Origin of the sequence: Sphingobacterium sp. MYb388, assembly GCF_037479535.1 — a bacterium.
Taxonomy (GTDB): domain Bacteria; phylum Bacteroidota; class Bacteroidia; order Sphingobacteriales; family Sphingobacteriaceae; genus Sphingobacterium; species Sphingobacterium anhuiense.
In genome coordinates this window covers 170,162-193,860 of record NZ_JBBGYV010000007.1, presented here as the reverse complement: position 1 = coordinate 193,860, position 23,699 = coordinate 170,162, and the positions used below count along the sequence as shown (strand labels likewise).

Annotated in this window: 16 protein-coding genes; 3 read left to right on the top strand and 13 right to left on the bottom strand. The window is 37.2% G+C overall.

Annotated elements, in window-relative coordinates:
- Window positions 1–204: 204 nt before the first annotated feature.
- Window positions 205–1,044 carry a DUF5694 domain-containing protein gene (locus tag WH188_RS20045; RefSeq protein WP_168126391.1) on the top strand — a complete coding sequence of 280 codons (840 nt, stop codon included), beginning with the start codon at window positions 205–207 and terminating at the stop codon, window positions 1,042–1,044.
- A 443-nt stretch (window positions 1,045–1,487) separates the two neighbouring features.
- Here the strand turns inward: WH188_RS20045 and WH188_RS20040 are convergent, their stop codons facing one another.
- The 8 genes from WH188_RS20040 to WH188_RS20005 all read right to left on the bottom strand — a co-directional run bounded on the left by WH188_RS20040 (window position 1,488) and on the right by WH188_RS20005 (window position 14,175).
- Window positions 1,488–3,017, bottom strand: a complete 1,530-nt coding sequence (locus WH188_RS20040) for a sulfatase family protein (protein ID WP_168126390.1) — start codon at window positions 3,015–3,017, stop codon at window positions 1,488–1,490.
- Entirely contained in the window at window positions 3,014–3,397 is a 384-nt protein-coding gene (locus WH188_RS20035) for a BACON domain-containing protein (RefSeq protein WP_168126389.1), read from the bottom strand. The genes WH188_RS20040 and WH188_RS20035 overlap by 4 nt, the downstream gene beginning before the upstream one ends.
- Window positions 3,398–3,407: 10 nt before the next feature.
- Window positions 3,408–5,234, bottom strand: a complete 1,827-nt coding sequence (locus WH188_RS20030; protein ID WP_168126388.1) for a RagB/SusD family nutrient uptake outer membrane protein — start codon at window positions 5,232–5,234, stop codon at window positions 3,408–3,410.
- A 10-nt stretch (window positions 5,235–5,244) separates the two neighbouring features.
- Window positions 5,245–8,739 carry a SusC/RagA family TonB-linked outer membrane protein gene (locus tag WH188_RS20025; RefSeq protein WP_168126387.1) on the bottom strand — a complete coding sequence of 1,165 codons (3,495 nt, stop codon included), beginning with the start codon at window positions 8,737–8,739 and terminating at the stop codon, window positions 5,245–5,247.
- Window positions 8,740–8,870: 131 nt separating this feature from the next.
- Window positions 8,871–9,950, bottom strand: coding sequence for a FecR domain-containing protein (locus WH188_RS20020; protein WP_168126386.1), 1,080 nt, complete (start codon window positions 9,948–9,950; stop codon window positions 8,871–8,873).
- 55 nt (window positions 9,951–10,005) lie between these two features.
- A complete protein-coding gene (locus WH188_RS20015; RefSeq protein ID WP_168126385.1) occupies window positions 10,006–10,557 on the bottom strand; it encodes an RNA polymerase sigma factor in 552 nt (183 codons plus the stop codon).
- A gap of 465 nt (window positions 10,558–11,022) precedes the next feature.
- Window positions 11,023–11,487 carry a GyrI-like domain-containing protein gene (locus WH188_RS20010; RefSeq protein WP_168126384.1) on the bottom strand — a complete coding sequence of 155 codons (465 nt, stop codon included), beginning with the start codon at window positions 11,485–11,487 and terminating at the stop codon, window positions 11,023–11,025.
- Between the two features lie 207 nt (window positions 11,488–11,694).
- Complete coding sequence (locus WH188_RS20005; protein WP_168126383.1) at window positions 11,695–14,175, bottom strand: phosphocholine-specific phospholipase C; 2,481 nt, start codon at window positions 14,173–14,175, stop codon at window positions 11,695–11,697.
- A 427-nt stretch (window positions 14,176–14,602) separates the two neighbouring features.
- On the opposite strand from WH188_RS20005, the gene WH188_RS20000 reads away from it, so the two are divergent.
- Together WH188_RS20000 and WH188_RS19995 are read left to right on the top strand one after the other, a co-directional pair.
- Window positions 14,603–15,415, top strand: coding sequence for a helix-turn-helix domain-containing protein (locus WH188_RS20000; RefSeq protein WP_168126382.1), 813 nt, complete (start codon window positions 14,603–14,605; stop codon window positions 15,413–15,415).
- A gap of 71 nt (window positions 15,416–15,486) precedes the next feature.
- A complete protein-coding gene (locus tag WH188_RS19995) occupies window positions 15,487–16,173 on the top strand; it encodes a DUF6624 domain-containing protein (RefSeq protein ID WP_168126381.1) in 687 nt (228 codons plus the stop codon).
- A 147-nt stretch (window positions 16,174–16,320) separates the two neighbouring features.
- On the opposite strand, the gene WH188_RS19990 is transcribed toward WH188_RS19995, so the two are convergent.
- The 5 genes from WH188_RS19990 to WH188_RS19970 all read right to left on the bottom strand — a co-directional run bounded on the left by WH188_RS19990 (window position 16,321) and on the right by WH188_RS19970 (window position 23,697).
- Window positions 16,321–17,493, bottom strand: a complete 1,173-nt coding sequence (locus tag WH188_RS19990) for a peroxiredoxin family protein (RefSeq protein ID WP_168126380.1) — start codon at window positions 17,491–17,493, stop codon at window positions 16,321–16,323.
- Between the two features lie 615 nt (window positions 17,494–18,108).
- Window positions 18,109–18,516 carry a hypothetical protein gene (locus WH188_RS19985; RefSeq protein WP_168126379.1) on the bottom strand — a complete coding sequence of 136 codons (408 nt, stop codon included), beginning with the start codon at window positions 18,514–18,516 and terminating at the stop codon, window positions 18,109–18,111.
- Between the two features lie 246 nt (window positions 18,517–18,762).
- A complete protein-coding gene (locus WH188_RS19980; RefSeq protein WP_168126378.1) occupies window positions 18,763–20,823 on the bottom strand; it encodes a glycoside hydrolase domain-containing protein in 2,061 nt (686 codons plus the stop codon).
- 98 nt (window positions 20,824–20,921) lie between these two features.
- Window positions 20,922–22,157 carry a YdcF family protein gene (locus WH188_RS19975; RefSeq protein WP_168126377.1) on the bottom strand — a complete coding sequence of 412 codons (1,236 nt, stop codon included), beginning with the start codon at window positions 22,155–22,157 and terminating at the stop codon, window positions 20,922–20,924.
- A 19-nt stretch (window positions 22,158–22,176) separates the two neighbouring features.
- Entirely contained in the window at window positions 22,177–23,697 is a 1,521-nt protein-coding gene (locus tag WH188_RS19970) for a RagB/SusD family nutrient uptake outer membrane protein (RefSeq protein WP_339424581.1), read from the bottom strand.
- Between the last annotated feature and the right edge of the window lie 2 nt (window positions 23,698–23,699).

Here is a 23,699-nt window from a genome sequence, read left to right as displayed (position 1 = left end):
GAATGGCTTTCTAGATTGATGACACTTTGTAGCATTCTGTTCAGATTTACTGTTTACATTCAAAATCGATAGTCTCAGGCGCAACTCTTTCCAGATCCGAAAAGGCTCCATTTACTTTATAAATTATACCCTTTTTTATATTTAACAAGCAAGTGATTTTATATATTTGCAAAAAATCAATAACTTAAATAAATATAAATAAACATGGGCAAAATTAACTTCATCTTATTTTTCTTACTTTTTCAACTCTCATTTGTATCGGCTCAAGAAAAAGTAAAAGTCATATTATTAGGAACTTATCACTTTAATAATCCTGGAAATGATATGATCAAACAAAAAGACAGAAATATATTATCTAAAGAAAGCCAACAAGATTTAGAAGAAATTACGAATAAAATTAAGGCATCTGCTTATAAACCCGATCAAATATTTGTCGAGAGTAATTTTAACAAAAAGAACGAATTGAATGCAAACTACCAATCATATTTAAAAGATCAATATCACAAGTTCACAGATACAATAAAAAGAGAACGGTTAAAAAGATATTATATCGAAGGTGAAACTTTTCAATTAGGTTATAGATTAGCGAAAAAATTAGAACACCAAGAATTATATCCTATTGATAGTATGATAGAAATGAGATTTGATATTTTATTAAAAGAGGTAAATTCAAATCCAGCTTTGAAAGAAGAATTTAGTAAAATTAATGCCTCTTTGTCGGATAACTGCCTAGAAAAAAGCAATCTGAGTGATATATTTATATGTATAAATAAAAAGTCCAACTTGGATAAAAACATTGGTTTTTATATTTCATTTGCTAATAAAGTGATGACTAATAAAGATTATTTAGGGTCCAATCTCGTTACTGACTGGTATAAAAGGAATTTGGTTATGTACGCTAATATTCAGAATCAATTAAAACCTCATACCAAAACTATTCTTGTTCTGGTGGGGAGTGGACATGCTGCTATACTAAGACAGTTTTTTGAGGTCGATAAAAACTTTGAACTTGTTGACTTAACGAAAGTCTTCGATGCTAAGTAAAAACTCTTCCTCCAGAAATAGCGAATAAACTAATTTTATATAAAAAAATGTCATTATTTATTTAAGATAATGGCATTTTTTATTATGTTAAACACGATATTTATTCTATACCTTTAAGTATGCAACCATTCGTTTCCATTTTATGCGACAAATACGGAATTTCTTCCGAATTAGTCTCTCAGCTTCTATTGAAGATGGAGAAGAAATCATTTGGTAAGCATCGACCTACTTCTTGAAGAGAAATGCCTAACATGGTCCATAACAAGTGTATCAATGTAATCTTCGTTTGGCATTTAAATTTTGAACTATTTAACAAGAATATTTATTAAAGAAAGCCGTTTGGAATACCAAACGGCTTTAAAATTGATTTAAATTATACCTTTAAGCTATTTTATATTTGAATATATTTTCGAAATTGTTCAGAATGTACTATAGATACAGTGCTAATCGATATTTATCTTATAGATTGTAGCTGCCTCCGTATCGTCAAAAAGATGAATTTGCTTAACTAGCTTTTTCTTCATCATTTTCACGATGGAATGATAGGCCGGATCATGATAGACATTATGAAGTTCTTGAGAATCTTTTTGTAAATCGAAAAGTTCCCATGTCTCCTGACGTTTATAATATCGGATTAATTTGTAACGGTCATCACGTACTCCAAAATGTGGGTTGACAGCATGTTCTCCATTTTCAAAGTAATGATAGAAAAGATCTTTCCGATGTTCTGTTGATGGGTTTTTGAGCACATGTACAAAAGACTCGCCCTGCATGTCCTTCGGTTTTTTGACTGATGCAAGTTCCAGGAGAGTCGGTGCAATATCGGCATTGACGACCTTTCCATTGATTTCAGTATGGGGTTTTAAAATTGGCGGGTAGCGCATGACCATTGGTGTACGGAAGGACTCTTCATACATCCACCGTTTATCAAACCAACCATGTTCGCCCATATAAAAACCTTGATCGGACAGATAGATGACAACTGTATTTTCCTTTAATTGCTTATTGTCTATGTAGTCCAATACTTTTCCGATGTTCCTATCCATGGATTGTGCTGTATTGAGGTAATCGGTCATATAGCGCTTGAACTTCCACTCGGCTAAAGCTTTTCCGGTCAACTTGGATTGCTTAAGTTCTTCATAAATCGGTCTGTAATAATTGATGTATTTTTCTTGCTGTGCTGGTGTCATTCGTTTGAAATTACCATCCTGCATCATCGCTTCAACAGATTCGAACATCTTTAGATCGTAGCCCATGCGCATATCCTTATCAATAGACATCTCCTGAAGCTTGGCTGGTTTACGGCTTTCGTAATCGTCGTAAAAGGTTTCCGGCAATTTAAAATCGACGCTGTCATAGGTGCCAAAATCTGCAGGATCGGGCATCCAGGTACGATGGGTAGCTTTATGACCGATAACCAAGCAAAAAGGTTGTTCTTGATTTATGGTATCGAGCCACGTTAAAGCTTTATCGGTCACAATATCTGAAACATATCCCTCACTTCGTTTACGTCCCTGTTTACTGATAAAATCTGGATTGAAATATGTGCCTTGATCGACCAGAATGTCAAAATAATTGAATCCTTGTAATTTGTCTCCCAAATGGATTTTACCGACCCAGGCGGTATTGTACCCGACCTGCTGGAGCTGTTTGACAAATAGATCTTGACTAAAATCAAACTCGGAGGTCTCATTATCCTTAAAACCATTTTTATGGCTATACTTTCCGGTCAATAAAGTGGCCCTACTGGGGCCACATATTGAATTATTGACAAAAGCATTTTTAAAAATAGCACCCTCATTGGCGATACGATCTATTTGGGGTGTTTTTCCATATTTTGAGCCATATGCCCCTATGGTTTGATATGCATGGTCATCGGAAATAATGATGACGACATTGGGTTTTTTTTGTCCATAAACATGTCTTCCTGTAGTCAAGGCAAGCGCTAGAATTATAATAAAACTTAATTTCATGATCCCTTTTGTTTAAAATTGATAATTACTTCTTCTTTGGAAGTCGAGTTTATTTTGACCCAGCCCGATCGATCTTGACCTGAATCATTGGCCTTAATCGTCAGTTTCTGTGTGACATTACCAGAGCCGTATTTGCGTTCCATAGTGTACCACTGTACGTTTGCAGGTAAAGTAACCCACCAACCATTGGTGGTCCCCTCAATACTTATGGTATAAGTACTTGCTATTTTCTCTATTTCGTTTGTCACGGTACTGGTCATCTGAAATGGACCAGCGACAGGTTTAGCAGGAAGGTCTTCTTTTTTGCAAGCAACTAACGCGAATAAAATGAGGAGTATAAGGAAACCGATGTTTCCTTTTTTATAAATGAATATCTTCATGATAGTGATTTTACCAGTTTGGGTTTTGTTTCCATTTGCCATTTGTCAATTCAATCATCCGTTGTTGGATGGGAAGTAAGTAATCTCGATCGACTCTAAAGCGATACCCATTTGGCAATACTGCTTTATAAGGATCCATATAGCGCATAGCATCACCAGGATTACCGGACAAAAAGAAATTGACTGTTTTTCCTGCTGGCGCAGTGTCATAGTATAACAGATTGTCTTTGTAAAAACCTGTAGTGTTATTTTCTTGCGCAATATTGCTTCCTGTAAACAGAATTCCCAAAGGTCTTTTGCCAACAAGCAATTGATCTGCCGCTGCCCAACGTAAAATATCTTGTAAACGATGTCCCTCGGCTACGAGCTCGACACGTCTTTCTCTTCTTACTCCCTGTACGAATTTGTCTAGCTGTGCAAATGGGTAGTTTGCTGCAGTATTGTACTCGCGATCGAAATCCATGTCCGGCATATTAACACGGGCACGCAACGGTCGTACCGCTTCAATAATTTTACTCGGATCTTCCTTAAGTTCAGCTATAGCTTCGGCATAGTTGAGTAATACTTCTGCATAACGGAAATAAATGACAGGAGCAGCACTCATGCCATCATCAGATACGGCAGGAAGACTATTGTACTCGACATATTTGTACATCGGGTAACCTGTAGTTGAACGATTGAATCCACTTTGATTGATCGGTGGAAAATTGGCGGCAACAGCATCAGGTCGTAAAGGCGCCTGTGGCACTACTGCTGTTTGTGCTAATCGTGGATCACGAACTGTAGGTTTTAAATCTTGGCTGTATGTTTTTTGCGCTTCGGTCTGTAGTGTACCTACAAAAGGTTTACCATCTGCTGTTAAGTAATCACTCACGAGACTCTGGGTCAAACCGATATCTCCCCCTCCTGTTGATAGATATTTGGAAACACCGTGACCGACATTTTCTGAAGGATTATAGCGTCGATATAATAGAACCTCATTGTTTGTAGAAAGATTTGCCGTATTAAACATATTGCGATAATCATCATTGAATTTTCCAGTGGTATATATTTTCCAGCGATTACCATCTATAATGGTCTTGGCGGCATCACGTGCTTGAGTCAGATAACTCTTAATCTTATCTTCTGTAGCTTCCGTGCTCGCAAATGATGTCCCTTTTAATTTATGGTACCTTTGCCATGTTCCTTCATAAAGACCAACACGTGATTTCAATGCCAGGGCCACATCACGGTGAACACGCATACTCGCATTGGTAGATACAGTAGGTAAAAGATCGACCGAACGGTTCAGGTCGTTGAGGATAGAATCTACGATCATAACACGACTGTCCCTTGCTAATAGCGTAGATTCATCTTCGGAACTCAACAATTGATTGACCCAGGTGACATCGCCATATTTTTTCACCAACTCAAAATAATACCAAGCACGAAAGAAATATGCCTCACCTAGATATTTGTTGATCTCAGTTTGATTTCCTTTTGCATTTTTTGATTGCTTTAGAAAAAAGTTGATTGATCTTATTTGCGTATATTCACTGATACTTGAAGCATTAGCAACCGTTAACTGTCCGCTAAGTCTCGGATCTACACTGGTAAATATCATGTTATCGGTACGTGCGTCATCAAAAGCAGGCCCGATACCACCGGTAAAATTCGGATGACCGGGTAAAGTTTGATAGAACTGATTGACATACAGTTTTAGCTCATTGGTCGAGGATAAACTCCCTGTTGTGGATAATTGATCCAATGGTTCTCGATCCAAAAAATTGCTATTACACCCTGAAAACACAGTGATACTCACTGTAATTAGGCATAAATATAAATTATATAGTTTCATGTTGCTCGGGTTAGAAATTAACGTTTAGACCAAAAGAATACACTTTACTTAAGGGATATATCTTCCCTGTACCTGAACCTCCATTGATGGTTTCTGGGTCAAACATTTTCGCCAATGGACTAAAAGTCAATAAGTTTTCGCCACTAACGAATACATTGATACGCTCGAACTTCCAGCGTTGGATCAGTGATTTAGGGATATTATAACTGATGGTCAGGTTTTTGAGGCGTAAATATGCAGCACTTTGTAAATAACGGGTTGAAGATAGCTGGGTCTTATTGATATAAGAATTAATGGCACCTGCAGGTGCTGCATAAGGATTGGGATAGTAAGCATCGGGATTACTTTCGGAGAAGTAATCTAAATGTTGTTTGAAAACGGTCACTTGCGCTAAAGCACCTGCTCCCCAGAAGTAAGCATCGGCCACTGCTGGACTAAAATCTCTTTTACCAATACCTTGCCAAAGCATATTCATCGATAAATTTTTCCACGTTAATCCACCAGAGATACTATAGCTATACCTTGGGGTGCTGTTTCCGATAATGGAAATGTCGCCCATATCACCTAAGCGATTGGTTCCATTATTGATTTTTCCATCATTGTTGATATCAAGGTACATGACATCTCCAGGGATCCAATCGCGAGCGGACAAAAATGACTGATCCAATTCATTATAAGCATCTGCTTCTGCCTGTGTACGGATTAATTGATTGGCGGTATAGCCCCAGATTTCACCAGATGTCTTGCCCTCGTACCATTGTCCACTTGGATCAAATTTTGTTGGATTTTGATATTTCGTAACCATTGATTTGTAATCTGTGAGGATTAAGCCCAAATTATAGCTCCAGTCTTCGGAAAGCTGATCACACCATTTGACATTAACTTCCCAACCGCGTGTTCTTAAATCAGCATTGTTACTTTTTGCGGGTACTGTACCGAAAAGATCGGCTACATCTCGAGATGGACCGAGCATATCTTTGGTGTTGCGCTGATAGATATCAATTGCACCGGTCAATCTGTATTTGAATGCCGTAAAATCAAGACCAAAATTGGCGCTACGTACAGTTTCCCAGGTGATCAATGGATTGAAAGCACCCGGAGCGTTGATATAACTCTCGCGGCCATTTTGAAAATAATACCTTCCTCCTGCTCCGTTGGCACCTGGTACGATGATGCTCATGTTTTCCGAGTACGCATAGAGTCCTGCTCCAGCCTGATTTCCTAATGATCCGTATGAACCTCGTATTTTCAGCTGATTGACCCAGCTGACTTCATCTTTAAAGAAGGACTCTTCACTGATGTTGTATGCCGCCGATACCGATGGAAAGAAGCCCCAACGATTGTCGGGCGCGAAACGGGAAGAACCATCATAACGGCCATTGACTTCCAAGAGGTATTTTTGGTCGAAATTGTAATTCAAACGCGCAAAGAAACCACGTGTTGCCCAATGATTACGTGCTTCTTTACTTGATTTGGTTCCTGTCGACAGGTCTATACCCGGACGATCGAAGCTAATCAAATCACTAGCGGATGTGTAGATTTCTTTAAACTGATCTAGTTCTTGCTGAAAACCCGCCGTAACATCAAAATTATGGTTGTCTAGCGATAATTTGTAGTTGGTATAGATGTTAGGTGTAAGGTAATTGTTGCTGTTCATTTTACGCTCAAAACTGCCTCCTAATGGAATATTGTATTCAGAACGATTTACAAGATAAGAAGCTCCATCAATGCCATAAATTGTGCCTGGGAGTTTTAAGATATCATTAGCATCATTATCTAACCTATAATTGAGATCGGCAAATATCTTCCAGTTTTTTAAAGGACTTATTTCCAAACCACTTAATATTGCTAGTGTATTGTTTGTCAAATCGTCTTTTGTACCCGACTGTAAATATGGAACCATGGATTGTTCATTCCAATTACCATAAAAATCGTAAGGTGATACATTGGGACGCATACGCGCTAAATTATGGAAGAACATGTCTTCATATCCTGCTAGAGGCGTTTGGTTATTGCTTCTGGTATATTTAACATTGGCTTTTAGTTTTAGCCAAGAGGTCAGATCTGAGGAAACTGAACTGTTGAAATTATAGCGTTTATAGTCGATATCTGCATACCGCAAGATTCCTTCTTCGTTGTAATAACCTGCCGATACGTAAAATTGCGTACCTGCATTGCCTCCACTCATGTTTAGTGTATAATTCTGACGTAGAGCAGTTGGTTTATAATGCAGATTGAACCAGTTGGTGTTAGCAATTCCATTGGCACTGTTTTCCCAGCTTGCATAATTGTTGGTGTTGACTTCTGGAAAAATCGAAAGACTGCTTGGATCATTGATATACTGTTGCAATAGCGCAATCTTGTCTTCCGAATATTGCTTCGTACCCAATGCATTAAAGGTCGCTGCATTGAAGAAGTTGGCAAATTCTACGGAATTAGCCATATCGGGTAATCTAACAGGTGAAGTAATTCCGGTATTGCCGGTAAAACTGATTACTTTTTTTCCAGCTGTACCTTTTTTGGTTGTTACCAATATAACTCCATATGCTGCTCTTGATCCATATATAGCAGATGCCGACGCATCTTTCAGTACTGAAATGTTTTCAATATCGCTTGGATTGATATCTGCAAGTGACATCTCCATTCCGTCTACAAGTACATATGGGCCATCTGTTCCGCTGATGTTTCCAACTCCGCGTACATTGAGATTGAAACTTTGACCAGGCTTAGTATTTCCTCCAACGCTGACATTCAGTCCCGGTACGATCCCTTGTAAGCTTTGTGTTGCATTGACAACGGGCCTGTTTTCAAGTTCACGTCCGCTAATTGCGGAAACGGCACCGGTCAAATTGACGCGCTTTTGTGCTCCATAACCAACGACAACGACTTCTTCAAGTTGAGCAAGATCCTCGGCTAACTGAATAGATTGAAAAGCAGATGAGTACGATACCTCTCTTGATACAAAACCGACACTACTGATTAAGATCGTACTTTGTGTATTTTTAACCGCAATCGTAAATTCTCCTTTTTCATTTGTAAGTGTACTCCTATCAGATCCTTTTTCCTTAATGGATACTCCTGGTAAAGGTTCGCCTTTGCTATCGATGATCTTACCATGAAACCTGGGGTCCTGTACTACGATTGGTGAAATAATAATCCGGCCACCATTGATCTCCTGCATTTTAAGACCTGTTTTTTCTAAAATAGGTTCTAACAATTCATTCCATGGTTTTTTAATTGCATTTACATCGCTGATCACAAATTTGTCAATCTGGTTGTCATTGTAGATAAAACGTAGATCAGTTTGTTTTTCGATCAGCTGTAGTAAAGTTTTAAACTTTATGCTTTTGTTTTTTAAAGTAATGTTGCCTTGCGCAAGTGTCGAATTTGCATAACTGTTGTAGCCCAAAGCTACAATAAGCAACAGCGTAAATTTTACCATGAAGAGCCACTTTAGGTAATAAAGAATTGGCACATGACTGACGACATGTGAATTTTTTTTCATAATTTAGATATTAGAAGTTAGTAATTAAGCACATTACTTTACTAGGGCTTTGTGCTTTTTCATTCATCTTTTAGGGTATATCGTTACGATATACCCTTTTTTGTAAAGGTTTGATTCATAATTTTGGGTTTTTAATAAATTAATATACTGTCTTGTTTTTCTGTGTAATGTAAATTGACACCTGTTTTAATTAACAGGTCAAGTAAATCTTTACAGGTTTTTTCCTCAAATACACCCGTAAAAGACTCATTCATGAGTCTTTCATTTTCTATGACAATCGTTTTATTGTACCACCGTTCCATTTTTTTTGTCATAAGTTCCAATGGATCATTTTGAAAAACAAGCTTATTTTTAGTCCAAAGAATATCCAGTTGTTCACCGTTTGTAGCGGTAGCTTTTTTCATATCAATAATTACTTGTGTGTTATCAGGAGAAGTATTCTGACGATTTTTACTGATACGCATGGCATTGGTCATGATGTTGGTTACTTCGATTTTGTCTCCCGGCAGCATAATATATTGACGATATTTACCATTGTCTTTTATTTGTAGATTGACCTTCCCTTCAATCAATGCTGTTTCCATTTTCTGTTCTTCAGGATAGGCTCTGACATTAAATTGAGTACCTAATACTTCAATTCTGTTGCCATAAGAATCGACATGAAAAGGTAGATTTTTGTTTTTTGCAACATTAAAGTAAGCTTCACCGGATAATTTCACATCACGGTTACTATGTCCATATGACGTGTTATATTCCAATTGGCTCTCGCCATTCAACCAGATTTCCGTACCATCTTTTAACCTGTAGAATTTACGCTCTCCCTTGGCGGATACAAGTGTGATGCTATCATTACTAGCTACTGGCATATAGATGTAAGTAACTCCTATTGCTAAAATGAAAAATATAATCACTGCTGCTATTGAGAATCTATATTTTCGCACTTTACGTTCAGGCTCTATTGGTTGTGCTATTACAGGTTCTTGGGAAACAGCAGCAGACATAAATTTTTGCTTTGATCTTTCGTAGCGTGTTTCTTTGGGGATTGTTTTTTTTCCAGATATACTTTTGCTCTGTGTTAGAAAGAGATAGAGATCGATTCTATTTTCATCTTCAGCCATTAGACGATACAGCTCATCCAATTCTGAACCCGAAATCGACTGGTTCAAAACTTTATGAATCAATTGTAAATATTGCTGATCTGCTGATGACATATTCATGGTTTAATAGCAAGACACATGAAAAGAGCAAAATCCCCAATACGATATGTTATTTTTTTGCTTTTAATAGAAAATATAATTTTTCGATTGCAATCTGCATGTGTCTGTCTACTGTTTTGACTGCGATACCCATGCTTTCGGCCGCTTGTTTATAGGTCATCTGGCAGTCTTTTACCAAAAGAAATGCTTCTTTGGTTTTTGGTGATAATTGATTGATTGCAAATTCAATCTCTTTGGTTTTCTCGGTAGATATTAGAAGTGCTTCAGGAGATAGGTCGTCGATTAAGGTATTACAATGCAGTTCAACAGATTCGTAACGAACTATTTTATTTCGTAATAGATTGAGACATTTATTTTTTGTTGCCCGGTATAAGTAGGCAGACACTGATTTGATCTCCATAAGCTTTGGACCCATATTCCAGATCTCCCAAAATACTTCGCTAGCGACATCTTCAGCGTGACAATCGTCTTTAACAATGGATAAGGCATATTCCTCCAGAATTTCTAAATTTTTAATGAAGAACTCCTTAAACACATATTCATCACGCATAATGGCGATTTTATGTTTTTGCTCTTCACTAAAATCCTTAATATCGTACATGTTTATGGTTCGTTGATTGGCTTGACTAATATAAACAAATCATACATAAAACGTTAACAATTGAAAAAATTTAAAGAATTTTACTTCAGCTTCCCGACTGAATTTCTGAACCGCTGGAATAATTTAAGAGATTTGGTAATAACTACCAAAAGCAATACTAAACTTTTAAATGAAAACATGTCCACTTGATTTAATATCTTTTGATTTGATTAATAATCTACGTGTTTAAAAAGGTGTTTTAAACATTTTACTTCTTAGCAACAACCTAAATATTGCTGTTATACTTCATATTGTATGATGCATGAATCTCTTACTATTCGATTTTCAAAAAGTTGAAGCAAAATACGGCATCAAAAATAAGGTCATATAAAAAGCCGTTTGGTCATTCCAAACGGCTTTTATTTTAATACTATCTTATTTATATTTTTTTGGTACCGCTACAAAAACAAAAAACTATAAAGATCACTACTTAACAGAGATAAAGGTCTCTACCTCTGCCTCAGGACCATCATTGTATTTTTCACCATGTACGGTAAAATCTGCTTTGTAGGCTCTTTTTGAATTAAATTCTTCATCACCCCAAATGCCCAACCAAGTATTGAATACGGCTTCTGGCATCTTTCCTTTGGACACAAATTCAGCATATTCTCCCCCTTCGATTACTAGACCGACAAGTCCTTCTGGAACCACCGTTAACGTACTTACTTCATATCCGATAATGGTATCGTAATGGCCTGTAAAATCTGTTTCATAATTTGTATAAACGGCATAGATGTCGTTATTTATCTTTTGCTCGAATTGATGTATGGTTTCATCTTTCCAAAACTTTTGCCATAATAATTCGATATCATTTGCAGATTGTCCATTTTCATTGGTAGTTCGAATGGTCATACCGATAATCTTCTTTTCTTCAATAGTAATGTTGTTCATTTTTTGATTTTTAATATTTAAACGAAGATAACGATGACGGGTGACAGCGGTATGTCAGCAGTAATAGCCACATTGAATTAAACTTATAGCCGATAAAAGGAATCAGATATAGAATGGTACGCTATTAATTTGCATCTAAGTAAAAGCACCATACAATTTGAGGTGTATGATGCTTTTTATTTAATAATAGAAGGATCGTTAAGACTTCTATGCCATTAATGGATCGCTTTTCGCGTTTTGTCCAACTTCAATACGTCCTGCAAATTGCTCGAAATAGTTCAAGTATCCAGTACAGCTTACTTTTATATCATACCAAAAATGCTGTTTGGATAAATCAACTTCGGCAACCGAGGTCGAACCGGCACGCACCTTAATGTTACGCTCTGGTTGTCCATAGCTGTTATCGTGAAGCCATACTTCAACCTGACTGTCTTCATGATTCGCGATCTCAACCAGCAATCGGCCTGTAAATCCTTTACCTTTTTTATCGCGTTCATAACGACAAGAAATTTTAATTTTTGGGTTTTCTTTACCTCCAGCAAATCTTCGGAAAAAACCATTGGGACCGTAAACGCTTAATTTATAAGCAGGCTTTTCGAAGGCTTCTAATGACCAGCTATCCTGCAACCGGTCTCCTGCAACGGTAGCATAATTCCAACTTCTTCCTTGTTCATTATGATAAGAAGTTTCGCTGTAAACGGTAAATGCTGCTCCTGCTGATGCGGTACCGAATATGCGATTTGAAGACTCAAAGGAGATCTTATATGCTACATTTTCTTGATCAAAATATCCATCAACATAGAGTTCGTAAGGTAGTCCGCATGAATCTCTATTCCCTTTCTCCTGTTTCGGGAAGTTGGGCGAAGTTCGAGGATCTTGCTCTATCTGCTCTATTTCAGCTTGATTTAAGACTTTAAATCCTTTGGGCACATCTTTATATTGTGCTTGATGAATGCTTTTAATAAATGGCTTTTTCTGAACGAATTCGGGTTTTGCTATAACTTCCCCTTTATATGGTCTGAAAGCGGAGGTTAAATCTCCACAAACGGCCCTCCTCCATGCTGTAATATTAGTCTCTTTGATATCAGAACGTGTTTTGTGATTAATGAACCGCTCTAAAAACTGTAATGGTGAGGTGTGGTCAAACACCTGTGAATTTACCCAACCTCCACGGGACCATGGAGAGGCGATGATCATCGGTACACGATACCCAAGGCCGATGTTACTTTCACGGCCGCTTTCGGGATGATATTGCTCTTCTTTTGTTACATATTCCAACCGTGTGTCGATGCCTTGAGAAACTTTACCTGAATCTTGACGATAAGGGTTTGGCGCCGCAAAAGGTGCCACATGGTCAAAATAACCATCATTTTCGTCATAAGTAAGGATAAAGATAGTCTTTTTCCATACTTCTGGATTTTTGGTTAAGATTTCCAGAACTTCACTGACATACCAGGCTCCGAACCAAGGTGAATCGGGGTGATCCGAGAAAAGCTGCGGTGCCGTTAGCCAAGATACCGTAGGCAGTTTGCCACTGTCCACATCTTCTCTAAACTGATACAAGATATCACCCTTCGGTATTTGGAGTTGGCGGGTCTCATCGCCTTCTTGATATTCCATCTGCTCGAGCTCCATATAGTCTGGAGCAGCACTGTTATTCACAAATGCACGTCGATGGATTTCTTTTGTGTATGCGCTTAACTTTTCAAAGTTTTCGTCTGTATACAGCTCTTGCTCTTTTAAGGTTTCTTGCAGCCGCTTTTGCAATTTCTCATACTCTTCCCCAGTTACAATATCTTTTTCCTTTAGCTCTTCAAGTTTTGCGTCGATCTGCTTTCGTTTTTCAATCAATAGATCTTGATAACGCTTGCTATATCTGACAGCATATTGAGGAAAATATTCCATTACATTACACCCAAAATTCCCCAACCAACTGTTTTCTTGACCACTATAACCGGCACTACTGGACGATATTTCATTTTGATAGATTTTCCAGTCCACCCCGCTATCTGTAAGGCGTTCAGGAAAAGTTTTCCATGTGGCTTTACCACTGAACTCGGAATCTCCGTTCCACACCAGTGCTTTATCGGTCAGTTTTTCTCTGATATTGCCTGTCCAAAAATAAAGCCTATTGGGATTGGTGCCTGTTAGACTGGAACAAAAATGTTGATCGCAGATGGTAAATGCATCGGCCATGGCATAGTAGAACGGTATATCTTCACGCGTATAATGACCCAATGTTAAGGGCATCTCTTTAAAATCTTTAAATCCCGAACGTTTGACATCCAGCCAGCGATCCATCTTGCCCTGATTGCGGGCATCGGTCTGGTCTGTCCAATTGTGTGGCAGACAGCCCATCCAAGTGACTTTAGAATCTTTAATATCCAGTCGAAAAGGAGCATATGTTTTACCATCAGCTTGTGTCTGTAACCAGACTTTCTGGTTATTGGGCTGCCGGATAGCACGTGGATCGTTAAATCCTCGAACTCCCCTTAGGGTGCCAAATGCATGGTCAAATGATCTATTTTCTTGCATAAGTAGCACAACATGTTCTGCATCGTAAAACGTACTCCCTAATTTAGGATCTATAGCCATGGCCTTAGCAATAGATCGAGGTAGCAGTTGCGACAAGGACATACCACCTGTTAGCATCGCCGCTTTTTTTAGAAAATCTCTCCTGTTATCCATTTTATCAATTATTCTTTTAAATGATCATTCTTTAATCAGCCCCATCCATTCAACTTTTCCCTTACTCACAAAAATGCGCCAGTGTCTTCTTAATGTTGTAATATCATGTGAGACTTGAAAATACGAATTATAGCTTGTTTATAATGAACAGCAATTATAAACTAATTATTGGAAATAGAATATTATTTTTTTATCAATTCCATGTTGCTGAGTAATGATGGAATTGGTATTATTATCCATCTTCGTGGTCATAGATTGATTGTAATGATAGAAATAACCAGTTAGACAGGATAGTGAGGCATAAGAAAAAACTAAAGATCATACGGGAGATAACTTTTGGAAATGTGCTTCTTATAGGTGCAAGTGCGCGATAATCTTATTATCTTTAAGATATATCTCCTTTTATAATTTTTTTAGATATACTATTATGTTTACCAATATTATACCATTTTCCGATCAACTAAAAAAATATATTACCTGTTTTACAGTGTCACACCATGGAGAGACCTTTCCTTTAAGGTATACAGCGTTTCCAAATTTGGGCACATGTCTAGCCCTATTTAATCAGACCTCGATATCCATACAGCCCAACAAAGTTACCTTCATAAGAGATGAAACCCATGGACCTGAAATTATTGTATTGGGTAGATTAACACAACCGACACTAATCACGTTTAATGATCCTGTAGACGAAATAGGAATTAATTTTACACCCTGCGGTATCAACTATTTTTTTGAGCTGCCATTTGTAGAAATAGCAGCTCAGTCACATCAATTACTGAGCGAATCCAAATGGTCTAAATTTGCTTCACAACTCTTCGCAATTCCTTTAGAAAAGAGAATTGAAAGCCTCGAAGAATTTCTTTTATTGAATTTAAGCGTACACAAAGGGGATCCATTAGAAAGAATTAATAACAGCACTTCTGAAGTCAATAAATTGACCGTGAAAGAGCTGGCAGCAACCGCCTGTATGTCTGAACGAAATTTCCTACGGTACTTTAAAAAGTATGTTGGTTGCAATCCTTCCCTCTTTAAAAAAATAATTAGATTTAGAAATGCACTTGATGCTCAATACTCGAAAAATACAAACGCATATCATAGATTTTTAATTACTGAAGACTATTACGATTCATCGCATTTCAGAAAAGAATTTGTACAATTTACGGGTTGTGCATTGAGATCCTTTAAAAAAGGCACTTTCCTGCCTGGAAATGGGAGTTCAGTATTTAAACTGATGTGAAAGTTGTCCGATTTATACCTTTTTAGTTTTTTCCTATCATGTATTTTTGATAAGTAAAATAAGTTGTAATTATGAAAGAAGTATTCCTATCAGTATTAGCACTCATTAGCATAAGCTGTTATGCTCAAAAGCCATTAAATCTGGAATTAAAGAAACAATTGGATACCATTCTAAGAACAGATCAGGGTATAAGGGAATTTTTAGATCCGCAGGTTACAGATGAAAGGAAAGATACCATTGCGCAATTCCTCAATTACCCGAGAGCTTTACTCGATAAAAGTAACTGGAAAATTATGCAAAAAATTGATTCAATAAATATTGAAAAGGTCGAGCATATCATTGAAAAATATGGTTACCCAGGTAAAACATTAGTTGGTGAACCTGAAAATACAGCTGTTTTTTATGTGGTACAGCATTCAGATAAAATCTCAAAGTATTATAAATTAATTGAAAATGCAGGAAAGAATAAAGAATTACCTTTTCGGTATGTTGCTATGATGCTGGACAGAAAACTTACTAGCGAAGGAAAAGAACAGATATACGGTACCCAAGTATATATGCAAATGGTGAATAATCCAAAAACGGGTAAAAAAGAGCCATTTGAATATGTAATGCCTATTAAAGATGCTAAAAACGTAAATAAGAGACGCAAAAAAGCTGGTTTTGATTCTACAGTAGAAGAAAATGCACAAAGACTCGGGGTGGTTTATAAATCATATACACAAAAGCAAATAAATGATATTATTAAAAATAAGTAAACGTATCTTTTACTGTTAATGTGAGCTTCTTTTGACGAATGATTAAAACAAATTGTTAAGTGATTTTCAAGTCAAGGTGACAGATAATGGATTTCTATTTATAGGCAGGAAATTTATTAATCAACTTATTCTACATTGAAAGGATGGTTATTTAACTGACATAGTCATCATCTCTTCAAGAGAATCAATCAACTGCTTTTCTAAACCATCTGAATACCCAAAACTACTTTTAAAAACTTTACCTTCTTTATCAATCAAATAATAATAGGGTGAACCAAAAGCATGATAATTTTCTTTGATTTCTTTTGCATTGGATATAATTGGAAATTTGATCGGATTAGATTCACTATATTTCTGAACTCTATCTTTACTTTCTGCAAACAGTCCAATAACTTGAATTTTATCTTGCGGATATTTATTAATTATATTGTTAATAGTATTTATGGAAAGCTGGTTGGCTGGACAATCTATAACCGTTAAAAAAAGTAGGGTATTTTTACCTAAAAATTGGGAACTGCTATAATTCAATCCATCAAGTCCTTCTGCTGCCCATGCAGGACTCATCTCACCGCTCTTAAGTAATTCTTTCTTATCATTTTTAGCAATCTGCGCAGATGAGGGAGTACTAAAATTAGTGAGGTCATATTCAAGATTATTCTTTTGTACATTGCTAAATAATGTTTCAGAATATAAATTCAAAACCCCAAGAGAAATACCTCCGGCGGAAACCTCTCCCCTTAGCATATTTTTATAATAGACCGGACTAAAATTATTCTTATTAAAAGCGAAAAAACTATATTCAAAAGTTCGTTTTTCGGGTGTCTTAACATCGGACTGAACAAATCTAAAATAATAGCAGTTAACCCCATTTATTAGGGTGTCTGCTAAAAGCTGAATCTTATTGGAATTATTTTTTAAATAATAAGAGATGGAATCTATTTTACCAGCTAATCCAAATACCTCATTTCTAAGATTAATGTTTTTGCGAACTTCATAGGTGTTATTGTTCCCCAGATAAAATGATTGTTGACCATTAAATAAATTAGTAAACTCATACTCACTTGCTTTTATGTGTTCTTTTAATGCTATGACTTTTCGAGAAGAGTCTAAAATCAATTCGGTATGATGAACACGTTGCAAAGTATCTTCAGAAAAAAGTGATTTCTCTGAAGTTTTCGCGACATAACTGATACTTTTAAAAGAATTCCATTCATCAACAAATTTCTTGACCGACCTTAAATCTGTTTGATGTTGCGCAGCGATATTAGTTGTACTAAAAATGTTAAATATAAGAATGATTAAATAAAATAACTGTCTCATATAATTCTGAATTTGATCATAAAATACGGTTTAGGTAGCCTAGAAGGTTGACTTAAATATCGCGTTTAAAGCAACTCATCAATTTGATTATTGATCAGGATTAACAGTAGTAAAAATTTTAATAAAAAAAAACAATTGGTAATTATTATGATCTACACTTTTTTACTTAGCTAAATCTTATCAATAAAGATAATAGCAATACATGAATGTTCAAATTTTTAACGTGTTAATAAAGTGTTAAACAAAACAACTATTTTAGCGCCTATTCGAACTAAATGGTGATCACTATTAAAGGTTTATTCTGAACACTTTTATAAGGAGAAATTTCCTATAAGTCTTATTTTAAGTTTAATTTGTAAAGAAACAGACGAAAATTGATATTGATCCTAAGAATGCAAATATCACTAAACAAGCTGTACGATTTCATTAAGCTGCACGCTTCGGAGTTCTTAGACGGAGCTCACATCACCGTACTTCATAAAATTAGTATAATTATTTGTTATCATCATAATCGTGATGCCCTCTTTCGACAGCCATACAATCGCCTACGATTTGAAAAAGCAATTCTGATTAATAAGAAAAGAACATATCAGAAACTTAATAGCTTCTTATTGATCAATGAAAGATAGCTAGGTCTTTACGAACTAAATTAAAACTCTGATTGTCTTCTTTACCAAAAGAAACTTTCATTATTTTTGGAGCTGGCAGTTCAACTTTAATAAGTTTTATATTCCCATCAACTTTGTCCTTAAATGAATTAAATACTTCTTTAGAATAAATCTCCAGGATAAGTTCTTTTGAATCAGACTTCTTTATTCTATAAAGCTTCTGATAACTGTAAACTTGTTGATTTTTAACGAATTGAAAAGTGACAATGTTATCTCCTAAAAAATTTATACCTTTTAAAGATCCTTCACTCTGATTTTCCCAATTTCCTTTTAATAATTCTTCTGTCTTTATTGTTGGCTCATGGAAACTATAAAAAATAAATGCCAAAACAAAACTTAATACCTTTAATCCCATAATATATTAAATTAACCTCTCTAATTTACAAATAATCAAGTGATTAACAAAATAAATTTCGAATACTTTTTCAACAGATAGCTAAACCTATCGACGATTATTAAATTGATTGGTTCACCTCAAATTACCCTAAATCAACACGATTGAAATCTCTTTTTATAAGCTCATTTCAGTGCCAATACCAGATGCATAAAACACCCTTTTGGTGATCCAAAACGGGTGTTTATTAATCAGTTTAATAAGCTCTTAATCTCGCTGTTTTAAATCTGAAACCCAGATATTGGCTGTACCATAAGTAGAAGGTTCGGCGCTGGCTTCTATCTCCAGTAATCCACCTTTATCAAGTTCTTCATGATGTAACCAAATTCTGTTGATATCTTTACCATTGAGCAAAATCCGTTTGACATAGTTGTTTTTATCGTTATAGTTGAGCACCTTAATCTTAAGTTTCTGCTCTCCCCGCTGTACAACGATCTCTGGAAATAAAGGGACGCTGACATAATAAATAGGCTGTCCGATCAAAGGCTGATGTAGACCCAGTGCCGTCAATACAAACCAGCCTGACATGGCGCCGGCATCGTCATCCATGGTACGTACAAATGCTTTAGGTTGGTTCTTGTAGATTCGATCTATGAAGGGATCGATACCACGGCTATTGTCATTAAAGTAATATTGTATTACCGTATCCAGAGCCAGCTCCCGTATCAATGATTGATAGCGTGATGGCTTACTGCTGGCATAATAGGATGTGGGTGATTGTATATCGGGTTCGTTGGCGCGATTAAAGTAATGATGATCAAAAAAATCATTCAATTGTTCCGTGAATGCTTCTTTACCTCCCGCCAGATCTACTAATCCCTGCATATCAAAGGGTACATTCCAGCGGTATTGACGGATTGTACCTTGATACATATTTCTTGCTGACATACGGTCTACATCCGGACGATTGAGATCTTTAAATTCTTTTAACCAAACTGTTCTGTAACTACTTGCCCGGTCCAGGTAATGCTTCCTGTCTTCTGGCAGTAAACCTGCCATAGCCCACATATCATAAGCGGCTTCTAAATATTTATCTGGTTTTGAAAAATCAAAACGCAGCGTGTCGTGCACCAAGGAGTCACGGATAGCGGTTAGATTTATATCATATTCTTTTTTATGGGCATCTAAAAGCACTACCGCAGCGTGTTCTGTTCGAACAGAGTTTGCTGGCTCGTTTGGTCCTGCAAAATCAAATTTTCCATAACGATAAAGATCTGAAACCGAAGAAACAATATCCTGATACTGTTTAGGATAGAGCAGTTCTAACAGGGGCAACTGTGTTTTGTAATTGTCCCAGATGGCCCATCCATGATAACGTCTGCCTTTGGACTGGTGAACTTGTCCATCTGTGCCTCTATAGGTGCCGTCTGATTCATCAATCTGATAGGGTGACTGAAGGGTACGATAAAGCAACGAATAGAAAAGCTTCTCGCGCTCAGGATCTCCTTTGACTATAATACCTGACAGATAACTTTCCCAGCGATTATCGGAAGAAGTTTTTACCTGATCGTAAGTTTTATTGCTATTAACGTTTAAAGTGGCCTCAGCATAATTTGGACTTACAGCAGAAAAAGCGATCCGTAATATTGTTTTTTTCACCTGCTTTTCTAGATGAAGCGTCAAGAGATTATCCGTTCCTGTCCAAAGGTTGCCAGATGTGGCGGAGATTGCATAATGCACGCTGTAAATACCTACACCACACGTTGTTTTTGATCTGACAGTTCCTTTGATGATACCATTCTTGTCAATGGTATAGGTGTTGGATACAAATGCACCATTGACTGCATGTGCAAGATCTAATGTCAGTCCTTTTTCTCCTTCAGGAAAAGTATATTGATGAATTCCAAAGTTTTCATGCACTGCAAATTGTGCTTTTATACGATCCCTTAAGGCAATATCATAATATCCGGGTCCGGCCATTTCCTGCTCTTTAATCAGAGGTGTGCCATCATCCTGATGTCCCAGAAATGGCTTTACCAAAATGAGACCTCCACTCCCCTTACAACCTACACCTTCAAATCTATTGTGGGTAAACCCCAGTATTTCTTTAGCTAGGTGCTCATAACCCATATGCAACGTGGGATAGGTTTGAGGAGCGATACTCATCTGATGAAAAGGTGAAGATGCTGCCGGAGATAATTGCCCGTGATCTCCGGAAGATCCTAAAAATACATTTGTCAATTCAGTCTTTGACTGTGCGTAGAGTGCCAAGACAGGACTTAATATTATTAGAAAGCTGGCCGATAAGTGTTTCAAGTATTTTTTCATAACGCTATTTACAGGTCTCTAAAAGAGACCTGTAAATTACTGTAATTATGGGTTGAACAATGGGAATATATAAAAATTGAAGAAAGAATCAAAAACAGCTAAGGATCTAGCGGTTCATCCGGATCTATAGTTAGAGATTCTATACGAGGCTTAAACTCCACAATGACGTCACTGATGCGTTTTCCAAGCTCATACGGAATATATCCTAATTCTCGCATGCAGCGATCGGCCATATTTTGAACGGCATCGATATGTGGTACACTGCTGTTAACAATTGCAAATTTATCTTGCGGAAATCCATAAGTCAACAGGATTCGGGAAGTATTACGTAGATTGGTGGTGGTATGGCGCGCATGTGGATCGATCAAAATAGCTTCTTCGGGTACACCGAGTACCTGCATCAGGTATTTTTTCATCTCCAATGCTTCGATATAGGGTGTCTTGTAGGGATGTACCCGCCCACCTGAAACCATAATAAAGGGAGCCAATCCATCGAAGTAACTCCGTGCCGCCATTCTGGAACGCAACATTCCGCCGGGGCTGATAGGTTGACCGTATTGATCTGGTCCTGCTCCTAAAGTCAATAACAGGCTGTAAGGATAGCGACTAAAATCTGTTTTTCGGATCGCTTCATATGCTTTCTTATTTTCCAACTCCATCAAAGGTTCCAATTGTGCCACGTCCCATCTTTCGTTGACTTCCAATAGCCTAACAGCTGTCCAAAGTGACTCGTAGAAGGCTAACTTAGGTTGTTGCACATCTTTGAGAACGTCTTGGGCCACATCTTTAAGCAAGTATAAATATGATTTATTGGTAATATTAAAAGAAATCGAATCAATACGCGGATAATTTGGTTTCCTACCTCCGGCATAAACATCGATAACATAGTTCATTGCTTCTAGATCCTGCCTAAAGGCTCTAGCAAGGTATTCATCGGCTTTCTTTCCTTGTGACAGCCCATAGGTCTGTGAATCCATCAGACGCTTGCGGAATGATTGCCCTGTCTGGCTTTTAGTGTTTGCAGCAAAAATGTTGACCAAGAGATCAATCTCCTCTTGTTTCCACTTGAAAGCATCCATAAAACAGGCGACGTCTGGACATTTAGCATTATTGAGGTAGCGCGTATGTCGCTGTTTTAGTAGATTTTGAACTTCAGGCAGGGAAAATAATTCTCCGGTCAATACGCTGTCTTGACTTAAAATATAGGTGGCGTAATAGTTCTTGGCGATCACCCAATCTTGTGGGGTTCTATCGCTATGAAACTCCTGACCCAAGGATACACTCGAAAAGAATATACCTAGGGTCAGAAGCCATATGGTGATGGTATTGATCATTAGAATGATTTGTTACTATTTAATATCCTGTGTTTTGATACATTTTCTCAGGATTTAACTTATACTCGTCAAATGGAATCGGATAATAGCGATCCTTGATCGAGATATTGGATAGCTTGGCATTTCCATAATCGGACTGATTCTTCTTTTTAAAATAATCGACCAGAGCGTTTGCATCGTAATTACGGATAAGGTCAAACCACCTGTGATTTTCAAAGGCAAGTTCTACACGACGTTCGTGTAAAATAGCATCTTTCAATGTGGGGTATTTAGAGAAGTAGCTAGCATTAGTTCTTGAGCTTGCGTATGATGGTAAGCCTGCTCGAAGTCTAACTTCATCGAGTAAAGCAATCGCTTCTGCATCTTTACCTAAATTCATCTTTGCCTCTGCTAAAAGCAACATCACGTCAGCATAACGAATTAATATCCAATCATTCCCCCCTCTTCCTTCGGTACCAGCTACTTCGCTGTTGTCTCTAAATTTGGTAATAAACCAATCTTTAACCTGAGCGTGTTCTGCAAACTTGATAGAGAAACTTTTTCGTAAATCTTGCTCTTCATAATCTTTTACAAGATCATGCTTGACATTGCCTCCGATACCGGTTGATACAAATTTGGAGTTGATGTTTTCTCCCCTTGCCTGATTATTGCGTGCAATACTGGAACTGTAGTTTTGATCACCTTGTAAATATTGAACTTGCATAACTAATTCTTTACAGGTGCTTTTCTTGCTGACATCAAAAACATCTGCATAAGGGATCTCAGTGAGTTTGCCAAAAGTACGCATGCCGTATGATGCCGCGAGATATTGCTCTGCTTTTTTAAAATTAGCCTGCTTGTCACCCGTTAATGTAGCTCCCATAGTCAGGTAAACTTGTCCTAATATAGCATTGATAGCGGCCTTGGAAGTGCGACCTACGGCATACTGCCACTGTACATTGGGCAGGTTGCTGTTGAGTGCTTCTGTCAAATCGGCAACAATCTGCTGATAGACAACAGCTTCTTTCTGTCTATGCGCAATTTCGGCCGCTTGCTCTTTAGTCGTGATCTCGACGGTTGACAACGGAATATCACCAAATTTGCGTACCATATGGAAATACAAGAGGCCTCTAACAAACTTGGTCTCGGCAATGTATCGTTCTTTGACCGCATTGTCGGCAAATGTTACACGGTCGATATTGGATAATAAAGTATTGCAACGTGCAATGCCATCGTACATCGCTGACCAATGTGTTTTGATATAGGAATTACTCGGTAGTATGGAGAAATCATTAAACTGAAAGGGTTCGCCTGCATTAGATTGGTTATCATCACGGCCTGTATTGTCCGAACGCTCTTCACTGTAAAGCGCACTGGACTCACCGATAGTGCTTCCCGAGCGTAATGCTTGGTATAAACCATTAACAGCCAATAAAACGTCGTTTTCTGACTTGAAATATGCGCCAATAGTAACCGCGTTGGGGTTATCCTGATTTAAAAAACCTTTATCGCAGGAGGATAGTGCTAAAAGAACGAAGGGTAATAAATATCTTTTTTTCATGA